The organism is Stutzerimonas sp. Brlt_14 (genome assembly GCF_051948915.1).
Classification (GTDB): domain Bacteria; phylum Pseudomonadota; class Gammaproteobacteria; order Pseudomonadales; family Pseudomonadaceae; genus Stutzerimonas; species Stutzerimonas stutzeri.
The window spans coordinates 514,620-537,063 of record NZ_JAYJLM010000001.1; the positions used below are offsets into that span (position 1 = coordinate 514,620).

At 64.7% G+C, this 22,444-nt stretch carries 26 protein-coding genes; 15 read left to right on the forward strand and 11 right to left on the reverse strand.

Annotated features, from left to right (window positions below; translation table 11 throughout):
* Positions 1-264: 264 nt before the first annotated feature.
* Genes purM through dapC form a run of 5 tightly spaced genes read left to right on the forward strand, consistent with a single transcriptional unit; the run spans position 265 to position 4,655 of the window.
* Positions 265-1,323 carry a phosphoribosylformylglycinamidine cyclo-ligase gene (purM, locus tag VF716_RS02530; RefSeq protein ID WP_020308464.1) on the forward strand — a complete coding sequence of 353 codons (1,059 nt, stop codon included), beginning with the start codon at positions 265-267 and terminating at the stop codon, positions 1,321-1,323.
* Positions 1,323-1,970, forward strand: a complete 648-nt coding sequence (gene purN, locus VF716_RS02535) for a phosphoribosylglycinamide formyltransferase (RefSeq protein ID WP_011913934.1) — start codon at positions 1,323-1,325, stop codon at positions 1,968-1,970. The genes purM and purN overlap by 1 nt, the downstream gene beginning before the upstream one ends.
* Positions 1,971-1,978: 8 nt before the next feature.
* Positions 1,979-2,689, forward strand: coding sequence for a DUF3108 domain-containing protein (locus tag VF716_RS02540; protein WP_011913935.1), 711 nt, complete (start codon positions 1,979-1,981; stop codon positions 2,687-2,689).
* A gap of 53 nt (positions 2,690-2,742) precedes the next feature.
* Positions 2,743-3,408 carry a COG3650 family protein gene (locus VF716_RS02545; protein WP_011913936.1) on the forward strand — a complete coding sequence of 222 codons (666 nt, stop codon included), beginning with the start codon at positions 2,743-2,745 and terminating at the stop codon, positions 3,406-3,408.
* A 50-nt stretch (positions 3,409-3,458) separates the two neighbouring features.
* Positions 3,459-4,655 (forward strand): succinyldiaminopimelate transaminase, encoded by a 1,197-nt coding sequence (gene dapC / locus VF716_RS02550; protein ID WP_011913937.1) that lies wholly within the window; start codon positions 3,459-3,461, stop codon positions 4,653-4,655.
* Between the two features lie 40 nt (positions 4,656-4,695).
* Here the strand turns inward: dapC and VF716_RS02555 are convergent, their stop codons facing one another.
* Positions 4,696-4,857 (reverse strand): hypothetical protein, encoded by a 162-nt coding sequence (locus VF716_RS02555; RefSeq protein ID WP_011913938.1) that lies wholly within the window; start codon positions 4,855-4,857, stop codon positions 4,696-4,698.
* A 14-nt stretch (positions 4,858-4,871) separates the two neighbouring features.
* On the reverse strand, positions 4,872-5,117 hold the full coding sequence (locus VF716_RS02560) for a hypothetical protein (RefSeq protein ID WP_011913939.1): 246 nt from the start codon (positions 5,115-5,117) through the stop codon (positions 4,872-4,874).
* 130 nt (positions 5,118-5,247) lie between these two features.
* On the opposite strand from VF716_RS02560, the gene VF716_RS02565 reads away from it, so the two are divergent.
* From VF716_RS02565 to VF716_RS02585, 5 genes are all read left to right on the forward strand, one after another.
* Complete coding sequence (locus VF716_RS02565; RefSeq protein WP_014597248.1) at positions 5,248-5,577, forward strand: thioredoxin family protein; 330 nt, start codon at positions 5,248-5,250, stop codon at positions 5,575-5,577.
* Positions 5,578-5,703: 126 nt separating this feature from the next.
* The gene (locus VF716_RS02570; protein WP_011913941.1) at positions 5,704-6,075 is read left to right on the forward strand and encodes an ArsC family reductase; all 372 of its coding nucleotides are present in this window, start codon (positions 5,704-5,706) and stop codon (positions 6,073-6,075) included.
* Positions 6,076-6,119: 44 nt separating this feature from the next.
* Complete coding sequence (dapD, locus tag VF716_RS02575) at positions 6,120-7,154, forward strand: 2,3,4,5-tetrahydropyridine-2,6-dicarboxylate N-succinyltransferase (RefSeq protein WP_011913942.1); 1,035 nt, start codon at positions 6,120-6,122, stop codon at positions 7,152-7,154.
* A 71-nt stretch (positions 7,155-7,225) separates the two neighbouring features.
* The gene (locus VF716_RS02580; RefSeq protein ID WP_011913943.1) at positions 7,226-8,431 is read left to right on the forward strand and encodes an aminotransferase class V-fold PLP-dependent enzyme; all 1,206 of its coding nucleotides are present in this window, start codon (positions 7,226-7,228) and stop codon (positions 8,429-8,431) included.
* Positions 8,428-8,835 carry a SufE family protein gene (locus VF716_RS02585; protein WP_151320558.1) on the forward strand — a complete coding sequence of 136 codons (408 nt, stop codon included), beginning with the start codon at positions 8,428-8,430 and terminating at the stop codon, positions 8,833-8,835. The genes VF716_RS02580 and VF716_RS02585 overlap by 4 nt, the downstream gene beginning before the upstream one ends.
* A 49-nt stretch (positions 8,836-8,884) precedes the next feature.
* Here the strand turns inward: VF716_RS02585 and VF716_RS02590 are convergent, their stop codons facing one another.
* The 3 genes from VF716_RS02590 to VF716_RS02600 all read right to left on the reverse strand — a co-directional run bounded on the left by VF716_RS02590 (position 8,885) and on the right by VF716_RS02600 (position 11,978).
* The gene (locus VF716_RS02590; protein ID WP_013983461.1) at positions 8,885-10,006 is read right to left on the reverse strand and encodes a beta-ketoacyl-ACP synthase III; all 1,122 of its coding nucleotides are present in this window, start codon (positions 10,004-10,006) and stop codon (positions 8,885-8,887) included.
* Between the two features lie 401 nt (positions 10,007-10,407).
* Positions 10,408-11,331: a c-type cytochrome gene (locus tag VF716_RS02595; protein ID WP_440551600.1), complete on the reverse strand. Its 924-nt coding sequence runs from the start codon at positions 11,329-11,331 to the stop codon at positions 10,408-10,410.
* Positions 11,328-11,978, reverse strand: coding sequence for a c-type cytochrome (locus VF716_RS02600; RefSeq protein ID WP_440551603.1), 651 nt, complete (start codon positions 11,976-11,978; stop codon positions 11,328-11,330). Before VF716_RS02600 ends, VF716_RS02595 begins: the two co-directional genes overlap by 4 nt.
* A 257-nt stretch (positions 11,979-12,235) precedes the next feature.
* Between VF716_RS02600 and VF716_RS02605 the strand changes: the two genes are divergently transcribed.
* On the forward strand, positions 12,236-12,766 hold the full coding sequence (locus tag VF716_RS02605) for a hypothetical protein (protein WP_440551606.1): 531 nt from the start codon (positions 12,236-12,238) through the stop codon (positions 12,764-12,766).
* Positions 12,767-12,784: 18 nt separating this feature from the next.
* Here the strand turns inward: VF716_RS02605 and VF716_RS02610 are convergent, their stop codons facing one another.
* Positions 12,785-13,012 (reverse strand): DUF3820 family protein, encoded by a 228-nt coding sequence (locus tag VF716_RS02610; protein ID WP_026006463.1) that lies wholly within the window; start codon positions 13,010-13,012, stop codon positions 12,785-12,787.
* 205 nt (positions 13,013-13,217) lie between these two features.
* Here VF716_RS02610 and VF716_RS02615 point away from each other — a divergent pair, with 205 nt between their 5' ends.
* A complete protein-coding gene (locus VF716_RS02615) occupies positions 13,218-13,748 on the forward strand; it encodes an ankyrin repeat domain-containing protein (protein ID WP_440551609.1) in 531 nt (176 codons plus the stop codon).
* A 7-nt stretch (positions 13,749-13,755) separates the two neighbouring features.
* Here the strand turns inward: VF716_RS02615 and ybaK are convergent, their stop codons facing one another.
* Positions 13,756-14,226, reverse strand: coding sequence for a Cys-tRNA(Pro) deacylase (ybaK, locus tag VF716_RS02620; protein WP_125886408.1), 471 nt, complete (start codon positions 14,224-14,226; stop codon positions 13,756-13,758).
* A 71-nt stretch (positions 14,227-14,297) separates the two neighbouring features.
* Between ybaK and glpD the strand changes: the two genes are divergently transcribed.
* The gene (glpD, locus tag VF716_RS02625) at positions 14,298-15,842 is read left to right on the forward strand and encodes a glycerol-3-phosphate dehydrogenase (protein ID WP_421135656.1); all 1,545 of its coding nucleotides are present in this window, start codon (positions 14,298-14,300) and stop codon (positions 15,840-15,842) included.
* 25 nt (positions 15,843-15,867) lie between these two features.
* On the opposite strand, the gene metE is transcribed toward glpD, so the two are convergent.
* Positions 15,868-18,183 (reverse strand): 5-methyltetrahydropteroyltriglutamate--homocysteine S-methyltransferase, encoded by a 2,316-nt coding sequence (gene metE, locus VF716_RS02630; RefSeq protein WP_440551614.1) that lies wholly within the window; start codon positions 18,181-18,183, stop codon positions 15,868-15,870.
* Between the two features lie 161 nt (positions 18,184-18,344).
* Here metE and VF716_RS02635 point away from each other — a divergent pair, with 161 nt between their 5' ends.
* Both VF716_RS02635 and metR read left to right on the forward strand, forming a co-directional pair.
* Positions 18,345-18,935, forward strand: a complete 591-nt coding sequence (locus tag VF716_RS02635; RefSeq protein ID WP_095460492.1) for an exopolysaccharide biosynthesis protein — start codon at positions 18,345-18,347, stop codon at positions 18,933-18,935.
* Positions 18,936-19,088: 153 nt separating this feature from the next.
* A complete protein-coding gene (gene metR, locus VF716_RS02640; protein WP_011913955.1) occupies positions 19,089-20,015 on the forward strand; it encodes a transcriptional regulator MetR in 927 nt (308 codons plus the stop codon).
* A gap of 9 nt (positions 20,016-20,024) precedes the next feature.
* Here metR and VF716_RS02645 read toward each other — a convergent pair whose 3' ends face one another.
* The 3 genes from VF716_RS02645 to VF716_RS02655 all read right to left on the reverse strand — a co-directional run bounded on the left by VF716_RS02645 (position 20,025) and on the right by VF716_RS02655 (position 22,258).
* Positions 20,025-20,999 (reverse strand): SDR family oxidoreductase, encoded by a 975-nt coding sequence (locus tag VF716_RS02645; RefSeq protein WP_440551618.1) that lies wholly within the window; start codon positions 20,997-20,999, stop codon positions 20,025-20,027.
* Positions 21,000-21,093: 94 nt separating this feature from the next.
* On the reverse strand, positions 21,094-21,549 hold the full coding sequence (locus VF716_RS02650) for a VOC family protein (RefSeq protein WP_019405940.1): 456 nt from the start codon (positions 21,547-21,549) through the stop codon (positions 21,094-21,096).
* Positions 21,550-21,622: 73 nt separating this feature from the next.
* Positions 21,623-22,258, reverse strand: a complete 636-nt coding sequence (locus VF716_RS02655; protein ID WP_011913958.1) for a LysE family translocator — start codon at positions 22,256-22,258, stop codon at positions 21,623-21,625.
* Positions 22,259-22,444: the final 186 nt, after the last annotated feature.

Consider the following 22,444-nt stretch of genomic DNA (forward strand, 5'->3'; position numbering starts at 1 on the left):
GCAACCGCCTACCTCACAGACACACCAACCGTCAGGCGGCACCGATAGCGTTGCGGGATGGCCGCTATGCGGCAAGCCTGATAAAATCGCGCGCTTTCCGCAGACCGGTTCCGGCGCTCTCACGCCCGGCATTCGGGCCTTGGGAAATGCCCGCGGGCCTGCCCGGCTTCCTCGAGACAGCCGAGCCGCCGGCGGCGTTTTCACGAGCACGCATGCAGCAACCAACCGGTCGACACCCGCACTCCTTTCACAGGCCCGGATTCTATGAGCAAGCAACCCTCCCTCAGCTACAAGGACGCTGGCGTCGACATCGATGCAGGCGAAGCGCTGGTCGAACGCATCAAGGGCGTGGCCAAACGCACCGCACGACCTGAGGTATTGGGCGGCCTGGGCGGCTTCGGCGCCTTGTGCGAAATCCCGGCAGGCTACAAGCAGCCCGTGCTGGTCTCCGGTACCGACGGCGTCGGTACCAAACTGCGTCTGGCGCTGAACCTGAACAAGCATGACAGCATCGGTCAGGACCTGGTCGCCATGTGCGTCAACGACCTGGTGGTCTGTGGCGCCGAGCCGCTGTTCTTCCTCGACTACTACGCCACCGGCAAGCTCAACGTCGACGTGGCCGCCACCGTGGTCACCGGCATCGGCGCCGGTTGCGAACTGGCCGGCTGCTCTCTGGTGGGTGGCGAAACCGCCGAGATGCCGGGCATGTACGAAGGCGAGGATTACGACCTTGCCGGCTTCTGCGTCGGCGTGGTGGAGAAGAGCGAGATCATTGATGGCTCCAAGGTGCAGGCCGGTGATGCCCTCATCGCGCTGCCCTCCTCCGGCCCGCACTCCAACGGTTATTCGCTGATCCGCAAGATCATCGAGGTGGCCGGTGCCGATATCGAGAACACCCAGCTGGCCGGCAAGCCGCTCACCGAGTTGCTGATGGCACCGACCCGCATCTACGTCAAGCCGCTGCTCAAGCTGATCAAGGATACCGGGGCGGTCAAGGCCATGGCCCACATCACCGGCGGCGGCCTGCTCGACAACATCCCGCGCGTGCTGCCCGAAGGTGCCCAGGCGGTGATCGATGTCGCCAGCTGGACTCGCCCGGCGGTGTTCGACTGGTTGCAGGAAAAGGGCAACGTCGACGAACACGAGATGCACCGCGTGCTCAACTGCGGCGTCGGCATGGTTATCTGCGTGGCTCAGGAGCAGGTCGAGTCCGTCCTGGCCAACCTGCGCGCATCCGGTGAGGCACCGTGGGTCATCGGCCAGATCGCCACTGCAGCGCAGGGCGCGGAACGCGTCGTACTGAACAACCTGAAACAGCATTGATGGGCACGACCTGCAACGTAGTGGTGCTGATTTCGGGTTCCGGCAGCAACCTGCAGGCACTGATCGATAGCCAGCACGAAGGCAACCCGGCGCGCATTCGCGCCGTGATTGCCAACCGCGTCGATGCCTTCGGCCTGACCCGGGCCAAGGGCGCCGGCATCCCCACCGCCGTTCTGGATCACAAGGCGTTCGATGGCCGCGAGGCGTTCGATGCCGCGCTGATGGAACTGATCGACGCCCATGCCCCGGATCTGGTGATCCTGGCGGGCTTCATGCGCATCCTCAGCCCTGGCTTTGTCCGTCACTACCACGGCCGCCTGCTCAACATCCATCCGTCGCTGCTGCCCAAGTACAAGGGGCTCGACACCCATCGCCGCGCGCTTGAGGCGGGCGACGCGGAGCATGGCTGCAGCGTGCACTTCGTGACCGAGGAATTGGACGGCGGCCCGGTGGTCCTCCAGGCCGCCCTGCAGGTCAAACCAGGCGACGACATCGAAAGCCTGACCCAGCGGGTGCATGTGGCCGAACACCAGATCTACCCGCTGGCCATGCGCTGGTTCGCCGAGGGGCGCTTGCGCCTCGCCGAACAAGGCGCGATGCTGGACGGCGTCACCCTGCCGGTCTCCGGCTATCAGATCAAAATCTAGGAGATACCATGCGTCGCGCCTTGCTGCTTGCTCTCGCCGTGCTGGCCCTTCCGGTCCAGGCCTTGGAGCTCAAGCCCTTCTCCGCCAGCTACACCGCCGACTGGAAACAGGTACCGGTCAGTGGCACCGCCCAGCGCAGCCTCGAGCAACTGGACGATGGCAGCTGGCGGCTGGACTTCGACGCCTCCATGCTGGTCGCCAGCCTCAACGAGCGCAGCACCTTCCGAACCGAAGGCGACACCTTCCTGCCGCAGTCCTATCGCCTCAAGCGCAGCGGTCTGGGCAAGGGCAAGCGTGTCGAGCACCGTTTCGACTGGGACAACAAGGTGGTCGAGGGTAGCGACCGCGGCGAGCCGGTGAAGCTGCCGTTGCACGTCGGCCTGCTGGACAAGTCCACCTACCAGGTGGCACTGCAGCATGAAGTGGCGGCCGGCAAGAAGAGCATGAGCTACCAGGTCGTGGATGGCGACGAAATCGAAACCTACGACTTCCGCGTGCTCGGCCAGGAGAAGGTCAGCACCAAGGCCGGTCAGGTCGATGCGATCAAGGTCGAGCGCGTGCGCGACCCGACCCAGAGCAAGCGTGAAACCATCCTCTGGTTCGCCAAGGACTGGGATTACCTGCTGGTCCGCCTGCATCAGGTGGAAAAGGACGGCAAGGAGTACCAGATCATGCTCGAAGAGGGCAGCGTTGGCGGCAAGACCGTCAAAGGCAACTGATCCATCACGGCGGCCATCGCGGTCGCCGCCCCGCAACCTCTCCGAGTTCACCGATGGCCCTTTCACGCTCCCTGCTGATCGCGCTGCTGCTGTCCCTGGCCGGCTGCCAATCCTTCTTTGCTGATCGGGCACCCTCGCGAGTGGCCACCGAGCGCCTGCAAGGCGAGCTGCGCCAGGTCGATGGCCAGTTGCAGTTCCAGAGCTGCCAGGGCCAGCGGCTGCTCAACCTGCTCGAGGGAAAGACAGGCTTGCAGGACGAGGTCCAGGCGCTGGTGATCGGCCGGCAGGACCGCCTGTTCGCCGACCTGCGCGGCACGCTCAGCCAGGCCAGGCCGAACGAGACCGGCCAGTTCGCGCTGACCCGTGTCTATCGCCTGCAGCGCGAAGGCCACGGCTGCGGCGAGGAGAATTTCAAGCACCTGATCCTACGCGCCAGTGGCCATGAGCCGGGCTGGACCGTCAACGTGACCTCTCGCGGCATGCTGCTGACCCGCCCCGGGCAGGAACCGGTTGCCCTGCCTTACCTGGAGGAGCAACTGCCCGGCGGTCAACTCAGTTTCACCAGCGAGGCCAATGCACAGCAGCTGGATCTCTGGGTCGCGCCGCAGCGCTGCGTCGACAGCGCCAGCGGGACCGTCAGCCATCTGAGCGCCGAACTTCGCCTGGACGGCCAGACCCTGCGCGGCTGCGCTTACTATGGCGGCGGACGCGACGACTGAAACAACGAATGCGGGGCGGTCGCCGCGCTCATCCTGAAAGAACAGCACTCATGAACAACGCCCTGAATCTGCTGCATCCCTACCCGTTCGAGAAACTGCGCACGCTGCTTGCCGGCGTCCAACCGCCTGCGGACAAGCGCGCCATCGCCCTGTCGATCGGCGAACCCAAGCATCGTTCGCCGGATTTCGTCGCCCAGGCGCTGGCGGACAACCTCGACCAACTCTCGGTCTATCCGACCACGCTCGGCATTCCTGCGCTGCGCGAAGCCATCGCGCGCTGGTGCGAGGGGCGTTTCGGCCTGGCTGCCGAGGCGCTGGACCCGGCGCGCCATGTCTTGCCGGTGAACGGGACACGCGAAGCACTGTTCGCCTTCACCCAGGCTGTGGTCGATCGCAACGCCAATGGGTTGGTGGTCAGCCCCAATCCGTTCTATCAGATCTACGAAGGCGCAGCGCTGCTCGCCGGAGCCACGCCGCACTACCTGCCATGCCTCGAAGAGAACGGCTTCAACCCGGATTTCGACGCCGTGCCCGCGGAGATCTGGCAGCGCTGCCAGATCCTCTTCCTCTGCTCGCCAGGCAACCCGACCGGTGCGCTGGTACCGCTGGAAACACTGCAGAAGCTGATCGCCCTGGCCGACGAGCACGACTTCGTCATCGCCGCCGACGAGTGTTACAGCGAGCTGTACTTCGACGAGGCCAATCCCCCTGCAGGCTTGCTCAGCGCCTGTGCTGCACTGGGCCGCAACGACTACAAGCGCTGCGTGGTGTTTCATAGCCTGTCGAAGCGCTCGAACCTGCCGGGCCTGCGCTCGGGCTTTGTCGCCGGTGATGCCGAAATCCTCAAGGCATTCCTGCTCTACCGTACCTATCACGGTTGCGCCATGCCGGTGCAGACCCAGCTGGCGAGCATCGCCGCCTGGAACGACGAGATACATGTGCGCGCCAATCGCGAGCTGTATCGAGCCAAATTCGACGCGGTGCTGGACATCCTCGCGCCGGAGATGGACGTACAGCGCCCGGATGGTGGCTTCTATCTCTGGCCGAAAACGCCGATGGATGACCAGCAATTCACCCGTGAGCTCTTCGCCCGCGAGCACGTCACCGTGGTGCCCGGGTCGTACCTGTCACGCGAGGTGGATGGTGCCTCTCCGGGTGCCGGACGCGTGCGCATGGCGCTGGTCGCACCGCTAGCTGAATGCATCGAAGCAGCACAGCGAATTCGCCACTTCATCGAAACGCTCTGACAGCGCACCGGGCGGTCCGACCGCCCGGCCTGACGATCCGTCAAGCCACGCCAGGCGGGATCATGTCCTTGCCGTAGTCGCGCAGCTTCTCCAGGTTCTCCGGCTTCATGTGCTCGGGAATGTCCGCACCCGGATGCTCGTCGCGCGGCTCGGGATGCGCCTCGCCGTGTTGCCGTTCTGTCCGCTCGTCATGCTCGTTCATCAGGTAGCCCCTTTTCAGATGGCATGTTCTTCCCAGATCAGCTGACCCTCGTCGCTGACCTCTATAACTTTAGTCAACGCGGCCTCGGCGATGGCGTCCGCTTCCGATGCCAGGTCATAGCGACGACCGTCGGCGACCTTGAACACCTGCACGTCCTCGTCGCTGTCGCGCCGCTTGATGGCGATCACCGCCTCGAACGCATCTTCAGCAGGCACCGCCGAAGAAATCGCCTCGAACTTCTCGAAATGCTTGCGTGCCATTAGTCATCACCTCACCGTTGCGATTGTCATCAATGGACAACAGCATCCGCGTAAAAGGTCGAGACCGCCGGCTGAACGTCATGCCCATGGCAGGCTCGAACCTATACGCGCAATCCGGAGGGCCGCCCCAGTGGAAATGACCGAGCACTACGCGAACATCGAACCAAGCCGCGCTGACGTGGACGCGCTGGAAGGCCCCGTGCTGCTGGAGTTCGGCACGGCCTGGTGCGGCCACTGCCGCGCCGCCCAACCGCTGATCGGCAAGGCGCTGGCGGACCGGTCAGGCATCACCCATCTGAAGATTGAAGATGGTCCGGGGCGGCCGCTGGGACGTTCGTTCCGGGTCAAGTTGTGGCCTACGCTGATTCTGCTGAGCAAGGGCCAGGAGCTGGGACGCGTGGTTCGCCCGCAGGACTTGCGGGCCATCGAGCAGGCCCTGGGTGCAGCCGGACGAGGCTGAACCGCGTGCAACCATGCAGCCACGGGGCTGGCAATACCGGCATTGACCCCGTGCTTCGCGACCATCAGCAGGCAAGCCGTGGCATAATCCGCCGTCCAGTTTTGCAGGAGCCTTGGAGAGTCGCCCATGTCCGAACCCGATCAGCGGTTGTGCCTATACGGAATCAAAGCCTGTGACACCATGAAAAAGGCCCGTACCTGGCTCGACGAACATGGGCAGAACTACGAGTTCCACGACTACAAGAGCGCCGGGATCGACCGCGCCCGCCTGGAAGCCTGGTGCAACGAGCATGGCTGGCAGACCGTACTCAATCGTGCCGGCACCACCTTCCGCAAACTGGACGACGCTGCCAAGGCCGATCTTGACCAGGCCCGGGCCATCGAGCTGATGTTGGCCCAACCGTCGATGATCAAGCGCCCGGTGCTCGACCTAGGCGACAGAACCCTGATTGGCTTCAAGCCCGATCTTTACGCTGCCGCACTGGCAGCGCCGAACTGACAGCCGCTCGCCGGACGGCGCGGCCATCGAAAAAGGATAATCCCATGTCTGCAACCCTCTTCAGCCTCGCCTTTGGCGTCGGCACCCAGAACCGCCAGGGCGACTGGCTGGAAGTCTTCTACGCGCAGCCGCTGTTGCAACCGGCCGGCGAGCTGGTCGACGCCATCGCCCCGCTGCTCGGCTACGCCGGCGGCAACCAGGCGATCGCCATCACCACCACCCAGGCGGCGCAGCTGGCCGACGCGCTGAAGCCGCTGGACACCGCCCAGCATGCCCTGCTGACCCGTCTGGCAGAAAGCCAGCGCCCGCTGGTGGTTACCCTGCTGGCCGAAGACGCAGCCCTGACCTCGACGCCCGAGGCCTACCTCAAGCTGCACCTGATCTCCCATCGTCTGGTCAAGCCGCACGGCCTGAACCTGACCGGCATCTTCCCGCTGCTACCCAACGTCGCCTGGACCAACCAGGGCGCCGTGGATCTCGCCGAACTGGCCGAGCGCCAACTGGAAGCGCGGTTGAAGGGCGACCTGCTGGAAGTCTTCTCGGTGGACAAGTTCCCGAAGATGACCGACTACGTGGTGCCGGCCGGCGTGCGTATCGCCGATACCGCGCGCGTGCGCCTTGGCGCCTATGTGGGTGAAGGCACCACCGTCATGCACGAAGGCTTCATCAACTTCAACGCGGGCACCCAAGGTCCGGGCATGATCGAAGGCCGCGTGTCGGCCGGCGTGTTCGTTGGCAAGGGTTCGGACCTGGGCGGCGGCTGCTCGACCATGGGCACCCTCTCCGGCGGCGGCAACATCGTCATTTCGGTTGGCGAAGGCTGCCTGATCGGCGCCAATGCCGGCATCGGCATTCCGCTGGGCGATCGCAACACGGTTGAGTCGGGCCTGTACATCACCGCTGGCACCAAGGTCAGCCTGCTCGACGAGAACGACCAGCTGGTGAAAGTGGTCAAGGCTCGCGACCTGGCCGGCCAAAGCGACCTGCTGTTCCGCCGCAACTCGCAGACCGGCACCGTGGAGTGCAAGACCCACAAGTCGGCCATCGAGCTGAACGAGGCGCTGCACGCGCATAACTGACGGGAGCAGCGGCAAGCTGCGAGCCATGAGCGCCTGCCTTGCCGCACCCTGTTGCACGAGGCTTGCCGCTTATGGCCCTGTTCTCCCCCTGGCGCGCTGACTTCCCCGCTCTGGCCGTGCTCGAAGCACAAGGCCAGACCTACCTCGACAGCGCCGCCACGGCACAGAAGCCGCAGGCGCTGATCGATGCCCTCAGCGGTTACTACACCTGCGGTGCGGCCAACGTGCACCGTGCCCAGCACCAACCTGCCGAACGCGCCACCCGTGCCTACGAAGACGCCCGTATCAAAGTCGCCAAGTGGCTGAATGCCGCCTGCCCGACCGAAATCGTGTTCACCCGTGGCGCGACCGAAGCGCTGAACCTGCTCGCCTACGGCCTGGAACACCTGATCGAAGCCGGCGACGAGATCGTCATCAGCGCCCTCGAGCATCACGCCAATCTGCTGCCCTGGCAGCAGCTGGCCAAACGTCGAGCGGCCAAGCTGCAGGTACTGCCCATCGATGCCTCCGGGCGTATCGACCTCGCCGCGGCCGCCGGGCTGATCGGGCCGCGCACGCGGCTGCTGGCGGTGAGTCAGTTGTCCAACGTGCTCGGCTGCTGGCAGCCGCTCGAACCGTTGCTGCGCCTGGCCAAGGCACAGGGCGCGCTGACTGTCGTCGATGGTGCGCAAGGTGTGGTCCACGGGCGCCATGACATGACCACACTGGGCTGCGACTTCTATGTGCTGTCCAGCCACAAGCTCTATGGCCCGGATGGCGTTGGCGCGCTCTATGGCCGCGGCGAATCCTTGCTGCAGCTGCGTCACTGGCAGTTCGGCGGCGAGATGGTGCGGATCGCCGACTACCAGAGTGCCGAGTTTCACGCTGCGCCACTGGGTTTCGAGGCCGGCACACCGCCGATTTCCGGCGTGATCGGATTGGGCGCCGCACTGGACTATCTCGCCGCCCTCGACGCCACCGCGGTCGGCCGACATGAACAGGCGTTGCACGACCTGTTGCTCGCCGGCCTCGCCGAGCGCAGCGGCATTCGTCTGCTCGGCGCGCCGCAGGTCGCGCTGGCCAGCTTTGTTGTCGACGGTGTGCACCATTCCGATCTCGGTCACCTGCTCACCGAACAGGGCATCGCCGTGCGCAGCGGCAACCACTGCGCCATGCCGCTCATGAAGCATCTCGGCCTGGATGGCGCCACGCGCGTCTCGCTCGGCCTGTACAACGACCACAACGATCTGCAGCGCTTCTTCGATGCGCTGGACCAGGCCCTGGAGCTGCTGCGATGAGTGAACTGCCCGACGCCGCCCGCGAGGCCTTGGCGACCTTCGCCCAGGCGCCTGGCTGGGAGCAGCGCGCACGCCTGCTGATGCAGTGGGGGGAACGGTTGGAGCCGGTAAACGATGGCGAACGCAGCGAGACCAACCGCGTCGCCGGCTGCGAGAGTCACGTCTGGCTGATAGGCCATTGCCAGGATGGCCGCTGGCATTTCCGCGCCGCCAGCGACGCCCGGCTCATTCGCGGCCTGCTGGCGGTACTGCTGGCGCGGGTCAATGGGCTGGATGCGGATGAACTGGCCCGAGTGGACATGGCCGGCTGGTTCGCAAGCCTCGGCCTGTCACGCCAACTGTCGCCCTCGCGCAGCAACGGCATGAATGCCGTGCTGCAGCGAATGCGTGAGCTGACCGGCTGATCGTCATAGCTGGGTTACAGCCCAGCCTACGAACGGCCCTCTCCCGCGATCAGCGCTTGCGCAGGATCACGCTGCCGATCGAGTAACCGGCGCCGAACGAGCTGAGCACGCCCAGGCTGCCGCTGGGCAGGTCGTCCTGATGCTTGTGGAAGGCGATCACCGAGCCGGCCGAACTGGTATTGGCGTAGGTGTCGAGAATCACCGGCGCTTCTTCCTCGGTGGCATCACGACCGAGCAGCTTGCGCACGATGAGGTGATTCATGTTCAGGTTGGCCTGGTGCAGCCAGAAGCGCTTGACCGACTCCACCGCAATGCCGTTCTCGCTCAGGTGCTCGCCGATCAGCTCCGCCACCATCGGGCAGACTTCCTTGAAGACCTTGCGGCCTTCCTGGATGAACAGCTTGTCCGGGTTGCTCATGTACTCTTCGGCGGTGCGGTTGAGGAAGCCGAAGTTGTTGCGGATGTTGTTGGAGAATTCGGTCACCAGCTTGGTGCTGAGCACCTCCCACTGATGCGCGGAGGTGGCCAGGTCTTCACGCTCGATAACGACCGCGGTGCAGGCGTCGCCGAAGATGAAGTGGCTGTCGCGGTCGCGGAAGTTCATGTGCCCGGTGCAGATTTCGGGGTTGACCATGAGGATGGCGCGGGCCTGGCCGAGCTTGATGCTGTTGACCGCGTTCTGGATACCGAAGGTCGCAGACGAGCAGGCGACGTTCATGTCGAAGCCGAAACCCTTGATGCCGAGTGCGGCCTGCACCTCGATGGCGATGGCCGGATAGGCGCGCTGCAGGTTGGAACAGGCGACGATCACGCCATCGATATCGGCCGCCGTCTTGCCGGCGCGGGCCAGCGCTTCTTCCGCTGCCTTGACCGACATCTCGCAGAGAATCGACCACTCGTCATTGCTGCGCTCCGGAATGCGCGGAACCATGCGCTCGGGGTCGAGGATGCCGGCCTTGTCGGTGACGTAGCGGCTCTTGATGCCGGAGGCCTTCTCGATGAAGGCAGAGCTGGATTCGGCCAGCGGCTGGACCTCACCGGCCTCGATGGCAGCGGCATTCTCGCTGTTGAAGCGGTGCACGTAGGTATTGAAGGACTCCACCAGTTCGTCGTTGGAGATACTGCTGGCAGGGGTGTAAAGGCCGGTACCGCTGATGACGACGTTGTACACAGTCGTTCCTCTCGAATAGGGCTTGATCGTACTGACGGTGGGACGGTACGGCGGCTAGCCTTAGCCAACCACGATCATTCCAGCGCCTCTTTAACCAGACTCCGGGCAAGCTGCTGCACTGTGGGTCGGGCTGCGTTGAAAGCGGGCAGAAATCCTCGTTCACCACCGGTAAACGCTGCTATCTCATCCGCGTTTCGCCTTGTCCGGCCTTCGCTCGCTACGCTTTCTCGTGATCTGTAATGGCAGCTATTGTGCATGAAAAGCTGAAAGAATCCGTAACATTGCGCAGATTACAATCGCTGTAATTAAGCCATTCGGCGCATAAACCCGCGACTGCACGGTCTGAATATGAAGAGGGCGCCATTTGGCGCCCTCTTCTGTTCACAGCGTAGCCTGCAGCGCTATTTGACGCCCTGCCCGAGCAGCACGCCGTCGACCTGCTGGCCATAGAGGTTGATGCCATCGTTGGCGTGGTACTTCTCCCGCGTCTTCTCCACCGAACCCTCGATCAGGCGCGGATCCTGCGGGCGCTCATGGCTGTTCATGTAGGCCGCGACATGCCAGGCGTCGGCATCACTGAGGGTGCCGCCCTTGCCGAGCGGCATGCTCTCCTTGATGAAGGCCGCTGCGGTATTGATTCGGTGCATGCCGGCACCCCAGTTGAACGAGTCCGCTCCCCACAGCGGCGGAAACACATAACCATCGCCGGCTTTCTGCCCCTGGCCGTTGTCCCCGTGGCAGATCGCGCACTGCTCGGCATAGACTCGCTTGCCCTTGGCGATGTCGAAACCGCCTTCCGGCTGCGGGACTTCCGGATACGCCCGCCCCGGCAGTTCCTGACCTGTGGGAGCGCCGGTGGACAACCAGTAGGAGTAGGCCGTCAGTGCATTGATGACGTGGCTGTCCGCCGCTGGCGGCGTGCCGTTCATGCTGAACTGGAAGCAGCCCTGCACCCGCTCGGCATAGCTGTTGACCTTGTCGTTCTTCTTCCGATAGGCCGGATACATCGGATAGGCACCCCACAGCGGCGCGGAGTTGGACTTGCGGCCCTGATCCAGATGGCAGTTGGTGCAGTTCATGCCGTTGCCGACGTACTCGGCCGCATGCTTCTGCGTGTCGACAAAGATGGCTCGCCCCTGCTGAACCAGCTCGCCATAGGCGTTGCTCGGCAGGTCCTTTTCCTGGGGCGGCTGGAAGTAGCGCTCACCGGCACCCTTTGCCGCCTTCTGAGTCAGCTGGGATTGATCGTCCATCTTGATCTCGGCGGCCAGCACCGCGCCACTCACGGACAGCGCCAGCAGCGTAGGAAGCAGATGCGTGTTCATTGACCGGCCTCCTTCTGCCCGAGGTCAGCGAAATACCCGGCTACGGCCTGAACCTCGTCGTCGCTCATCGCCCGAGCGATATGTCCCATCAGATCATTCGGATCGTTCTTGCGCGTGCCCTGGCGCCAGGCGTTGAGCTGAGCGCCGAGATACTGGGCCGACTGTCCGGCCAGTGGCGGGAAGCTCGCGCCGACACCCATGCCTGCGGGGCCATGGCAGGCCACGCATTCGGGAATGTTGCGCTCCCAGGCGCCGCGCAGCGCCAGGCGTGCGCCGACGCCTTCGGCCTTCTCTGCTCGGCTGGTGGCAGCGAAGGTCGGAGCCGGCATGGCCTCCAGGGTCGCTGCGACGGCATTCATCTCCTCATCCGTCAGCGCAGCGGCTATCGGCTGCATGATCGGATTGCTGCGCGCACCGGAACGAAAGTCTTCGAGCTGCTTGCGGCTGTAGCCCGCAGCGATTCCGGCAAGCCTCGGAAAGCCCGCCGCTGCCATTCCCATCGCATCGGCGCCATGGCAGGTCGCGCAGGCCATGGCGGCTGGGTTGGCACCCCCTTGTGCATAGATCGTCTGCCCGTCAGCGGCCTGTGCCTGCATCGTCAGCAACAACGCAGCCACGCCGGCCAGGGGCCAGTGAGTGGAGTTCATGAAAAGCGCCTCATCAGCTGTTGTGGTTATGCTGTCCGCTACCCGGCGTCGTCGCGCGACGCTCTGTTCTGTTGGCGGTATGCGGCAGCTTGTCGCATGAAAACGCTATCACAGCGGCCGGGCTGACCTCTAGAAACAGAATAAGCTTAGAACTCGTTTGCATATAGCTGACGAAGCGGCCTCTGGGAGAATCACGCTGGTTGCGCACAAGGCGACGAGGTTGGCTATCCTTGCCCGCCCCCACCTCAGGATCAGCCATGAAAGATCAACTCGCCGAGCTGCTTACACTCATCAGCTCCGGTTGCATGACCGATGAAGAAATCGCTCGGATCGCGGATGAAGCCGCCCAGGCCTATGCCGGTCCGCAGGCCTTTCTGGAGGCCAATCCGGACATCAACTATGACGACAGCTTCCCCATTCCGCTGGGCGAATGGGTAGTGGTGGGCAGCCTGCCGGACACGGTGCTGTTCCAGGCAGATGACTACCAGGATCTGTTCAGCCAGATCGTCGCGTCTTTCGGCGAGAGCGTCAGCTTCGTGCTGAAGCCCAAGCAGCTCGCCAAGACCGAGCCGCTGACCGCGCTGAACCGCATCCAGGTGCAGTTGAGCAGCCTCTATCCCGAGAAAGGCGGTTACGTGCTGGTGGATTTCAGTGAGCCGCTGGACGATGAGCTGCAGGCGGTACTGGTCTACACCTGCGACGTGCCACGGCTGCTGGAGCTGGCTGTGGACGTCGGCATCTATGCCGCGCCCGCGCTGGACGCCCTGCGTGCCGAGACCGAACAGTAATCCGGCCCGAAGGCGAGGCTAACGCCGCTGCGTCCTGCCGCGGCGCAACGGTTCCAGCAGCGCGGACAGCCCGTTGTGGTCGATCTCGTGCATCAGCGCCAGCAGCTGGCCGAGGCTGCCTGGCGGAAAGCCGACACGGGCAAACCAGCCGAGGTAGTGGCCGGGCAGATCCGCAATCAGGCGCCCCTTGTACTTGCCATAGGGCATCGTCTGAGTGACCAGGCGTTCGAGGTCTTCGGGTTTCATCGTTCTGATGGCCAGGTGATAAGGCGCCGATACTGCCACAGGTCGCCTTCCTGCGTCCGCCCAGAGCGCAACTGCCGCGGCCTACGGAGCGGCGGTATCAAGCGTCTCTATCCGAGGAATAGAGAGGCTTGCCTGGAGCGCCCTGGACGGCGTGCAGACAATGGCTGCCAACACGGCGCCCGCCGATCTTGCCTGGAGGAATGCGATGCAAGCGCACACAAGACCCGCAGAACTGGATGACGCCACGCTGGCGTTCGCCGAGCATGTGTTTCATGCCGCACGCATCGGTGACAGCATCAGGCTCGGTCACCTGCTCAGCCAGGGCATGCCGGCGGACCTGCGCAATCATGCCGGCGACAGCCTGCTGATGCTGGCCAGCTACCATGGCCGCCTCGCCGCCACCAGCGTACTGCTCGACCACGGCGCCGACGCGCAATTGGCTAACCGCCGCGGCCATACGCCGCTGGCGGGCGCCGCGTTCAAGGGTGACCTGCCGATGGTCAGGCTGCTCGTCGAGCGAGGCACCGATGTCGAAAGCCCCTGCGCAGACGGCAAGACCGCACTGATGATGGCCGCTATGTTCAATCACACCGCGATCGTCGAGTGGCTGGTGGCGCAGGGCGCCGACCCGCATGCGACCGATGCCGGAGGCACCACGCCTCTGGCGGCGGCGCGCATGATGGGTGCGAGCGAGGCAGTGGCGCTGCTGCAGCGCATCGCCGCCGCTCAAGCCTGATGCGCCGTCAGCTGCGACCGATGGGGGCGAACGCTGCGCTCGTGTGCTCGGCCAGCACTGCCGGTGCCAGCTCCACTTCCAGCCCGCGACGGCCGGCGCTGACGTAGATGCTCGGCTGCGCCTGTGCGGAGCTGTCGATAAAGGTGCGCAGGCGCTTCTTCTGCCCCAGCGGGCTGATGCCGCCTACCAGATAGCCGGTGGCCCGCTGCGCGGCCATGGGGTCGGCCATTTCCACCTTCTTCGCGCCCGCAGCCTGGGCCAGTGCCTTCAGATCCAGCGTGCCGGCCACCGGCACCACGGCCACCAGCAGCTCGTTCTTCTCGGTGCAGGCGAGCAGCGTCTTGAACACCTGCGCGGGCTCGAGTCCCAGTTTCTCGGCGGCCTCCAGACCATAGGAAGCGGACTTCGGGTCGTGCTCGTAACTGTGCACACGATGCTCGGTGCGGGCTTTTTTCAACAGGTCGATGGCGGGTGTCATGGCTTTGTAGTGCTAATGATTGATGAATGGCGGTAACGTAACGGATCAACGTTCGGTAGTCACAAGCGCCCATGAATCATCCTCTTCTTGCACCGCTCGCGGAAGTCTACGACCTGGCCGTTGTGGGCGGCGGCATCAACGGCGCGGGAATTGCGGCAGACGCCGCAGGTCGTGGCCTGACAGTCTTCCTCTGCGAGCAGGGCGACCTGGCCGAGCACACGTCGTCGGCCAGCAGCAAGCTGATACATGGCGGGTTGCGCTACCTCGAGCATTACGAACTGCGTCTGGTGCGCGAGGCACTGGCCGAGCGCGAGGTACTGCTGGCCAAGGCGCCACACATCATTCGGCCACTGCGTTTCGTGCTGCCCTACCGACCGCACCTGCGCCCGTCCTGGATGATCCGTACCGGCCTGTTCCTCTACGACCACCTCGGCAAGCGCGAGAAGCTAGGCGCTTCGCATAGCGTGCGCTTCGGCGCCGACAGCCCACTGAAGCACGAGATCAGCCACGGCTTCGAATACGCCGACTGCTGGGTCGACGATGCCCGCCTGGTGGTGCTCAACGCCATGGCTGCCCGTGAGCACGGTGCGCATATCCACACCCGCACCCGTTGCGTCAGCGCACGCAGCAGCAAGGGGCTGTGGCACCTGCACCTGGAGCGCGACGACGGCAGCCGCTTTTCCATCCGGGCGCGCGCCATGGTGAACGCCACCGGCCCCTGGGTGGCGTCCTTCTTCGATGAACAGCTTCGCCAACGCTCCCCCCACGGCATGCGCCTGATTCAGGGCAGCCACATCGTGGTGCCGAAGCTCTACGATGGGGACCATGCCTATATCCTGCAGAACGAGGATCGGCGCATAGTCTTCGTCATTCCCTATCTTGGGCAGTTCAGCCTGATCGGCACCACCGATCAGGAGTATCACGGTGACCCGACCCGGGTGCAGATCGCCGACGGCGAGATCGATTACCTGCTGGACATCGTCAATGCGCACTTCACACACCAGCTGGCCCGTGAAGACATCCGCCACAGCTACTCCGGCGTCCGCCCGCTGTGCGATGACGAGTCAGACCAACCATCGGCCATCACCCGCGACTACACCCTGACACTGAACAACGGCGGCAGCGATGCGCCCCTGCTCTCGGTGTTCGGCGGCAAGCTCACCACCTACCGCAAGCTTGCCGAAGCAGCCCTGGCCCAGCTGGCACCGCTGTTTCCGGAAATGAAAGGCGCCTGGACCCGCGGAGCAACGCTGCCCGGCGGCGAACATTTCGATGATCCATCCACTCTGGCCCATGCCCTCTGCGCCAGCTACCCATGGCTCCCCGGCCCGGTCGCCCGCCGCTGGACGAACACTTACGGCACGCGCAGCTGGCTGCTGCTAAAGGGCACCGAGCGCATTCAGGATCTCGGCGAATGCTTCGGCGCCGGGCTGTATGCCCGCGAGGTGGATTACCTGATCGTCGAGGAATGGGCGCTTACGGTTGACGACATTCTCTGGCGCCGAACCAAGCTCGGGTTGTTCCTGCAAGCCGCCGAAACGGCACGCCTGCAGCAGTACATGGACAGCCGGACCGCCGAACGCCTGACCACCTTCGAGCACGCCGCCCAGGGCTGACACGAGCCCCGGACAGCGCCATCGCTCAGGCGACCTTGGCGCTTCGCGCCGCGCGCAGCTGCCGGGCAGCTGCCACCATGTTCACCAGCGCCGCCTCGGTCTCAGGCCAGCCACGGGTCTTCAGCCCGCAGTCCGGGTTCACCCAGAGTCGTTCGGCCGGAATGCACTCGGCGGCCTTCTCCAGGAGCTGCACCATCTCGGCGGTATCCGGCACGCGCGGCGAGTGGATGTCGTAGACGCCCGGGCCGATGTCATTCGGATAGTCGAAGGCACGGAACGCTTCGAGCAGTTCCATCTGCGAACGCGAGGTCTCGATGGTGATGACGTCGGCATCCATCGCCGCGATGGACTCGATCACGTCGTTGAATTCGCTGTAGCACATATGCGTGTGGATCTGCGTCTCGTCGCGCACCCCGCTGGCGCACAGGCGGAACGCCTCCACCGCCCAGTCCAGGTAGTGCCGCCACTGCTCGCGGCGCAGCGGCAGGCCTTCGCGGAACGCCGCCTCATCGATCTGGATGATGCGGATGCCGGCAGCCTCCAGGTCGCAGACCTCGTCGCGAATGGCCAGCGCCAACTGTCGCGCCTGCACCTCGCGCGGCACGTCCTCGCGGGCGAACGACCACATCAGCATGGTCACCGGACCGGTGAGCATGCCTTTCATGATCCTGTCCGTCTGCTGCTGGGCATACCGGATCCAGTCCACGGTCATCGGTCGCGGACGGCTCAGATCGCCATAGATGATCGCCGGTTTGACGCAGCGAGAGCCGTAGCTCTGCACCCAGCCAAAGCGGGTAAAGACGTAGCCTTCGAGCTGTTCGGCGAAGTACTCCACCATGTCGTTGCGCTCCGCCTCGCCATGCACCAGCACATCCAGGCCGATCTGCTCCTGCACCGCCACCGCATGGCGGATTTCGGCCTGCATCGCCTCGGTGTAGTCACCGAGCGACAACCTGCCCTGCTTGTAAGCCTGCCGCGCCAGGCGGATCGCCGGCGTCTGCGGGAACGAACCGATAGTCGTGGTAGGGAATGCCGGCAGCTGCAGCCGCGCGCGCTGCAGCTCGATGCGCGTGGCGAACACCGACGTGCGCCGACTGTCCTTGGCCTCGATGGCGGCCAGGCGTGCCTGTACCGCCGGCTTGTGGATGCGCGGCGACCGCGCGCGGGCCGCCTGGACCGCGCGGCTGCGGGCGAGCGCAGCCTGCACCTCGGCGTCCTGCGGATCGTCGATGGCCCGGGCGAGCGTGGCGACTTCCGAGCACTTCTGCACCGCAAAGGCGAGCCAGCTCTTCACTTCCTCGTCCAGCCTGTCCTCGCGCTCGAGGTCGACGGGGCTGTGCAGTAGCGAACAGGACGGCGCCAGCCACAGGCGCTCGCCCAGGCGTTCGGCCGCATGCCGTGCCACTTCGAGCGCCTTGTCCAGATCACAGCGCCAGACGTTGCGCCCGTTGACCAGCCCCAGCGACAGCACCTTGTAGGCCGGCAGGCGATCGAGAATCACCGGATACTGCTCCGGGGCGCGCACCAGGTCGATGTGCAGGCCGTCCACCGGCAGGGTTGCAGCCAGACCGAGATTGTCTTCCAAGCCGCCGAAGTAGGTGGCGACCAGCTTCTTCAGCGGCGCCCGCTGCAACAGGTTGTAGGCGCGCTCGAACGCATTCTTCCAGTCCTGCGGCAGGTCCAGCGCCAGAATCGGCTCGTCGATCTGTACCCACTCGACTCCCTGCGCCGCCAGCCGGTCCAGCACCTCGCCGTAAACCGGCAGCAGCCTGTCCAGCAACTCCAGCTTGTCGAAGGTCTGGGTCTGATCCGCCTCGCCCTTGAGCTTGCCGAGCCAGAGATAGCTCAGCGGGCCGATCAGCACCGGCTTGATGGCATGCCCCAGCGCCTTGGCCTCTTCGACCTCTTCGAAGAGCTGCGTCCAGGACAGCTGGAACTGCTGGTCGACGCTGAACTCCGGGACCAGATAGTGGTAGTTGGTATCGAACCACTTGGTCATTTCCTGAGCCTGGGCACCACCGCAGCAACTCCTGGCCACGCCGCGCGCCATGGCGAACAAGGTGTCCAGCGTCGCCTGGCCTTCGGCCGGACGGAATCGCTGCGGGATGACGCCGAACATCAAGGAATGACTCAGCACCTGGTCGTACCAGGCGAAGTCGCCCACCGGCAGCAACTCGATGCCGGCGTCGAGCTGGGCCTGCCAATGGCGCGCCCGCAGCTGGCGACCGACCTGACGCAGGCCCTGCTCGTCCAGCTCGCCTTTCCAGTACGCCTCGAGGGCCGTCTTCAATTCGCGATCCGCACCGATGCGTGGAAAGCCAAGGTTATGCGCTACAGCCATTACTCACTCCGAAATGTCGTTCTGCATGAATGCGAGGATTGTCCGCGGGCCAATCCAATGAAACAAACTCACGTAATTTCATTTCAAAGCAAGAAATATTCATGTTGAAGCATTTCGCGCGCTCAGGGCTCTAAACCAGAACTCAACCTGAAGGCGCCCTCATGAATTCCGAAACACCACCGCAGAACCTCGAACGCTTGCTGGAGCGTCTCGAGCAGGCCGGGGAGCCGGGTGAGCCGGTAAGCATCGAGTGCATGCTGCAAGCCACCGATGAGCGCAGCTTCGGTGCCCTGCTGCTGGTACCAGGCCTGCTGGTGTTCTCGCCCCTGTCGGGGATTCCCGGATTGCCCAGCGTGTTCGCGGTGATGGTTTCGCTGATCGCAATTCAGCTGCTGATCGGCCGGAAGCACTTCTGGCTACCCAAATGGCTGCTCAAGCGCAGCGCCTCGCGCAGCAAGTACGACAAGGCCATAGCCTTCCTGCATCGCATTGCCGGCTTCGTCGACCGCCTGCTCAAGCGACGGCTGACCTTCCTTACCAACGGCCTGGCGAATCGGCTGAATGCCGTGCTGTGCCTGGCAATAGCGGCCACCATGCCGCCGCTGGAGCTGATCCCGTTCGGCAACTCCACTGCCGGCGCCGCCTTGAGCGTGCTGGGGCTGGGCATGATGGCCCGCGACGGCGCGATGATCGTTGCCGCGCTGCTGTTCTTCTTTGGTCTGGCCTACATGGTTTCGCGGCTCTGGTTCTGAATGGCCCGGCCGATTGCGTAGCGGCCACTCGACAGCATCCAGATGCTGGGACACACTTGCGGGGGATGAGCGTTGCTCATCTTCTTATTCATTCAGGGACATCAGGCCTGCTGCTCGAGGCCGTGCTTACCCCGCTTCGCAAGGTAGTTCGGCATGCTGGAAATTCGCCACCTGAAGACGCTTCATGCACTGCGGGAAACCGACAGTCTCGTCGAAGCCGCCGAGCGCCTGCACCTGACCCAGTCGGCGCTCTCCCATCAGTTCAAGGAGCTGGAGGAGCGCCTCGGCCTTCAATTGTTCGTGCGCAAGACCCGCCCGGTGCGCTTCACCAGCGCCGGGTTGCGCTTGCTGCAACTGGCCGACCTGATGCTGCCGCAACTGCGCAGTGCCGAACGCGACCTGGCCCGCCTCGCCGGTGGCACGGCCGGCCGCCTGCACATGGCCATCGAATGTCACAGCTGTTTCCAGTGGCTGATGCCGACCATCGACCAGTTCCGCGACGCCTGGCCCGAAGTGGAGCTGGACCTGGCGTCCGGATTTTCCTTCGCGCCGCTGCCAGCCCTGGCCCGCGGCGATCTCGACCTGGTGGTGACCTCCGACCCGCTGGAGCTGCCGGGCATCACCTATGTGCCATTGTTCACCTACGAGGCGTTGCTCGCGGTGGCCAACCAGCACCCGTTGGCCGCGCGGCCGTACGTACGGCCAGAGGATCTGGCCAGCGAGACGCTGATCACCTATCCGGTCGAGCGGGATCGCCTGGATATCTTCACCCGCTTCCTCGAACCGGCCGATATCGAACCCGCGCAGGTGCGCACCTCGGAGCTCACCGTGATGATGATGCAGCTGGTCGCATCGGGGCGCGGGGTCTGCTGTCTGCCCAACTGGGCCCTGCACGAGTACAGCTCGCGCGGCTACGTCACCGCCAAGCGTCTCGGCGACAAGGGCCTGTTCGCCACGCTTTATGCCGGCATTCGCGCAGACATGCTCGATTCGCCGTTCATGCGCGACTTCCTGCTGACGGCCAAAGACACCTCCTTTGCCACCCTTGAAGGTGTCAGCGCCGCGCCCAAGGGTCGCTGACCCGGGCGTTCAGCGCCGCCGCGTCAGGCACAGGCAGACACCCACGGCCGCCGCCGCGATACCGCCGATCAGTAGCCAGTGCTTATCGCCATCGACCGCCGAACGCCAGCCACCGTCGATGCGCCGCTGCCCCAGCGGCGGGTGGAACAGATTGCCCGACGACGTCGGCACACGCTGTGCCCGGCCCAGGGCGAAGCCGGTGATCAGGCCGTTGAGCCGATCAAAGCCCGGTGTAAGGAAGTTCGCCAGACGCAGCAGGGTCGCGGTGGCGCCGACCGAGGTGGTGTGCCGCGGATGCAATGCCAGGCTGACCATGGCGTTGGCCACCTGACGCGAGTCGATCAGGGGTGGCGGTGGCTGCAACGAGCGTCCGGCATAGTTACCGCCGTCGCGGAAACCGGGCGTGTCGACGATGCCAGGATAGACATCGCAGATGTGCACGCCCGGCCAGGGCCCCAGCTCGCCGCGCAGCGCCTGGGACAGCCCGCGCAGGCCGAACTTGCTCGCCGAATAGGCCGCCGCGAACGGCTGCGCGACCCAGCTACCCACCGACAGCGTATTGATCAGCACACCGCGCTGCTGCTGTTTGAAATACGGCAGAACCGCATGGGCACCGCGCAGGTAGCCGAGCAGATCGGTCTGCACCACCTGCTCGTGGGCATCGAGCGGCGTCTCATCGAAGGCACCGACCGCACCGATGCCGGCGTTGTTGATCCAGACGTCGATGCGCCCTTGTCCGAACTCCGCCGCCGCGCTGGCCAGGGCTTCCACCTCATCGCTATGGGTGACGTCGGTGGGCACCACCAGCACCTCGCCACCGAGCGCGCGGCACTCGTCGGCGGTTTCCGCCAGAGCTTCGGCATCACGCGCCGCCAGCACCAGGCGCGCGCCCTGCCGTGCGAACGCCTGGGCCGCGGCGCGACCAATGCCACTGGAGGCGCCGGTCAGCACCACCAGGGCGCCGTGGAGATTTGCATGGGCCATCGTCGTTCCTCCCTCCGCAGTCGTCTGTAGCTAAGCTGACAACCGCGGCGGGACGATCATTCCCGCCGATGGTCGGCGCAGCGGCCGTTCGGCTTCAGGCCTGCGCCACAGTGCCGGCCGCTTCGTCCGCCCAGGGGTCGTAGGTGCCGAAGCTCCACAGATGCCCTTCCGGGTCGCGGCAGCTGAAACCGCGACCGCCGTAATCCTCGTCCTTGAGCTCGATGACGATTTCCGCGCCGGCGGCCTTGGCCTGGGCATAAAGCGCATCGGCGCTGTTGACGATCACGTAGAGGCCCTGGGTAGAAGCACCGCCGATCTCGTCCGGTTGCCGCAGCAGCCGTCCATATTCGGAATCGATCACCGGTGCCACCATCACCATGCCGTTGCCGAAGGCCAGCTGCGCGTGGGTGATGCCCACCTGCTCATCGCGATACTGCCGTTGGCATTCGAAGCCGAAGGCCTGGCCCAGCCAATCGATGGCGGCGGCGACATCGCGATAGCGCAGGCAGGGGATCAGCGTCGCGCAGGTGTGCTTGCTCTGATTTGACATACGCAGCTCCCGTCGTGGATTGCCGATCGGCAACCTTCCTCAGTTGAGAACCGTACCGGGCCGTGCAATTCCCTCAGATGCGCTCGCTCAGGCCCAGACGTATCCCCAGGCCGATAAGGATCGAGCCCAGCGCGCGGTCGAGCCATTGGCTCACCGCGGGATTGCTGCGCAGCGCCGTGGTCGCCCGCGCGGCCAGCAGCACCAGCGCACATTCGACGACGATCGCCACCACCACGACCAGCACGCCCAGCACCAGCAGCTGCAGCGGTACGGCGCCGTGCTCGGGGCGCACGAACTGCGGCAGGAAGGCCATGAAGAAGATCGCCGCCTTGGGGTTCAGCAGGTCGACCAGAACGCCCTGTCGATAGGCCTTCCAGGCCGACGCCTGCGGCACTGCCTTGGGCATCAGCGTTCCGCCGGCACCGGCCGAGCGCAGCGCCTGGAAGCCCAGGTAGAGGAGATAGGCCGCACCGACGTACTTGACCACAGTGAACGCCAGCGCCGACGTTGCCAGGATCGCCGAAATACCCAGCGCGGCGAACACCACGTGCACCAGCGCCCCGCTGCAAACGCCGCACGCGGAAATGATGCCGATGCGCCGGCCGCCGCTGAGCGTTCGGGAAAACACGTAGAGCAGATCCGGGCCGGGCGACAGGTTGAGCGCCAGCGCAGCCGAAAAGAACACCATCCAGAAAAAGGGATCGCTCATCGCAGGTCTCCATCTGCCAACCGCATCAGCGTAGGAACTTCACTGCAGCCGCGCCAGTAGAAAATCACCCGCCCTCTTCGTCGGAAAGCTGACACGAATTTCAACTTTTGACTTTTTTTTGTCGCAAAGCTGAACTACTTTCAGTTGCGCGTGGATGCTTAAGCCCACGCGTCCAGGACTCCCCTT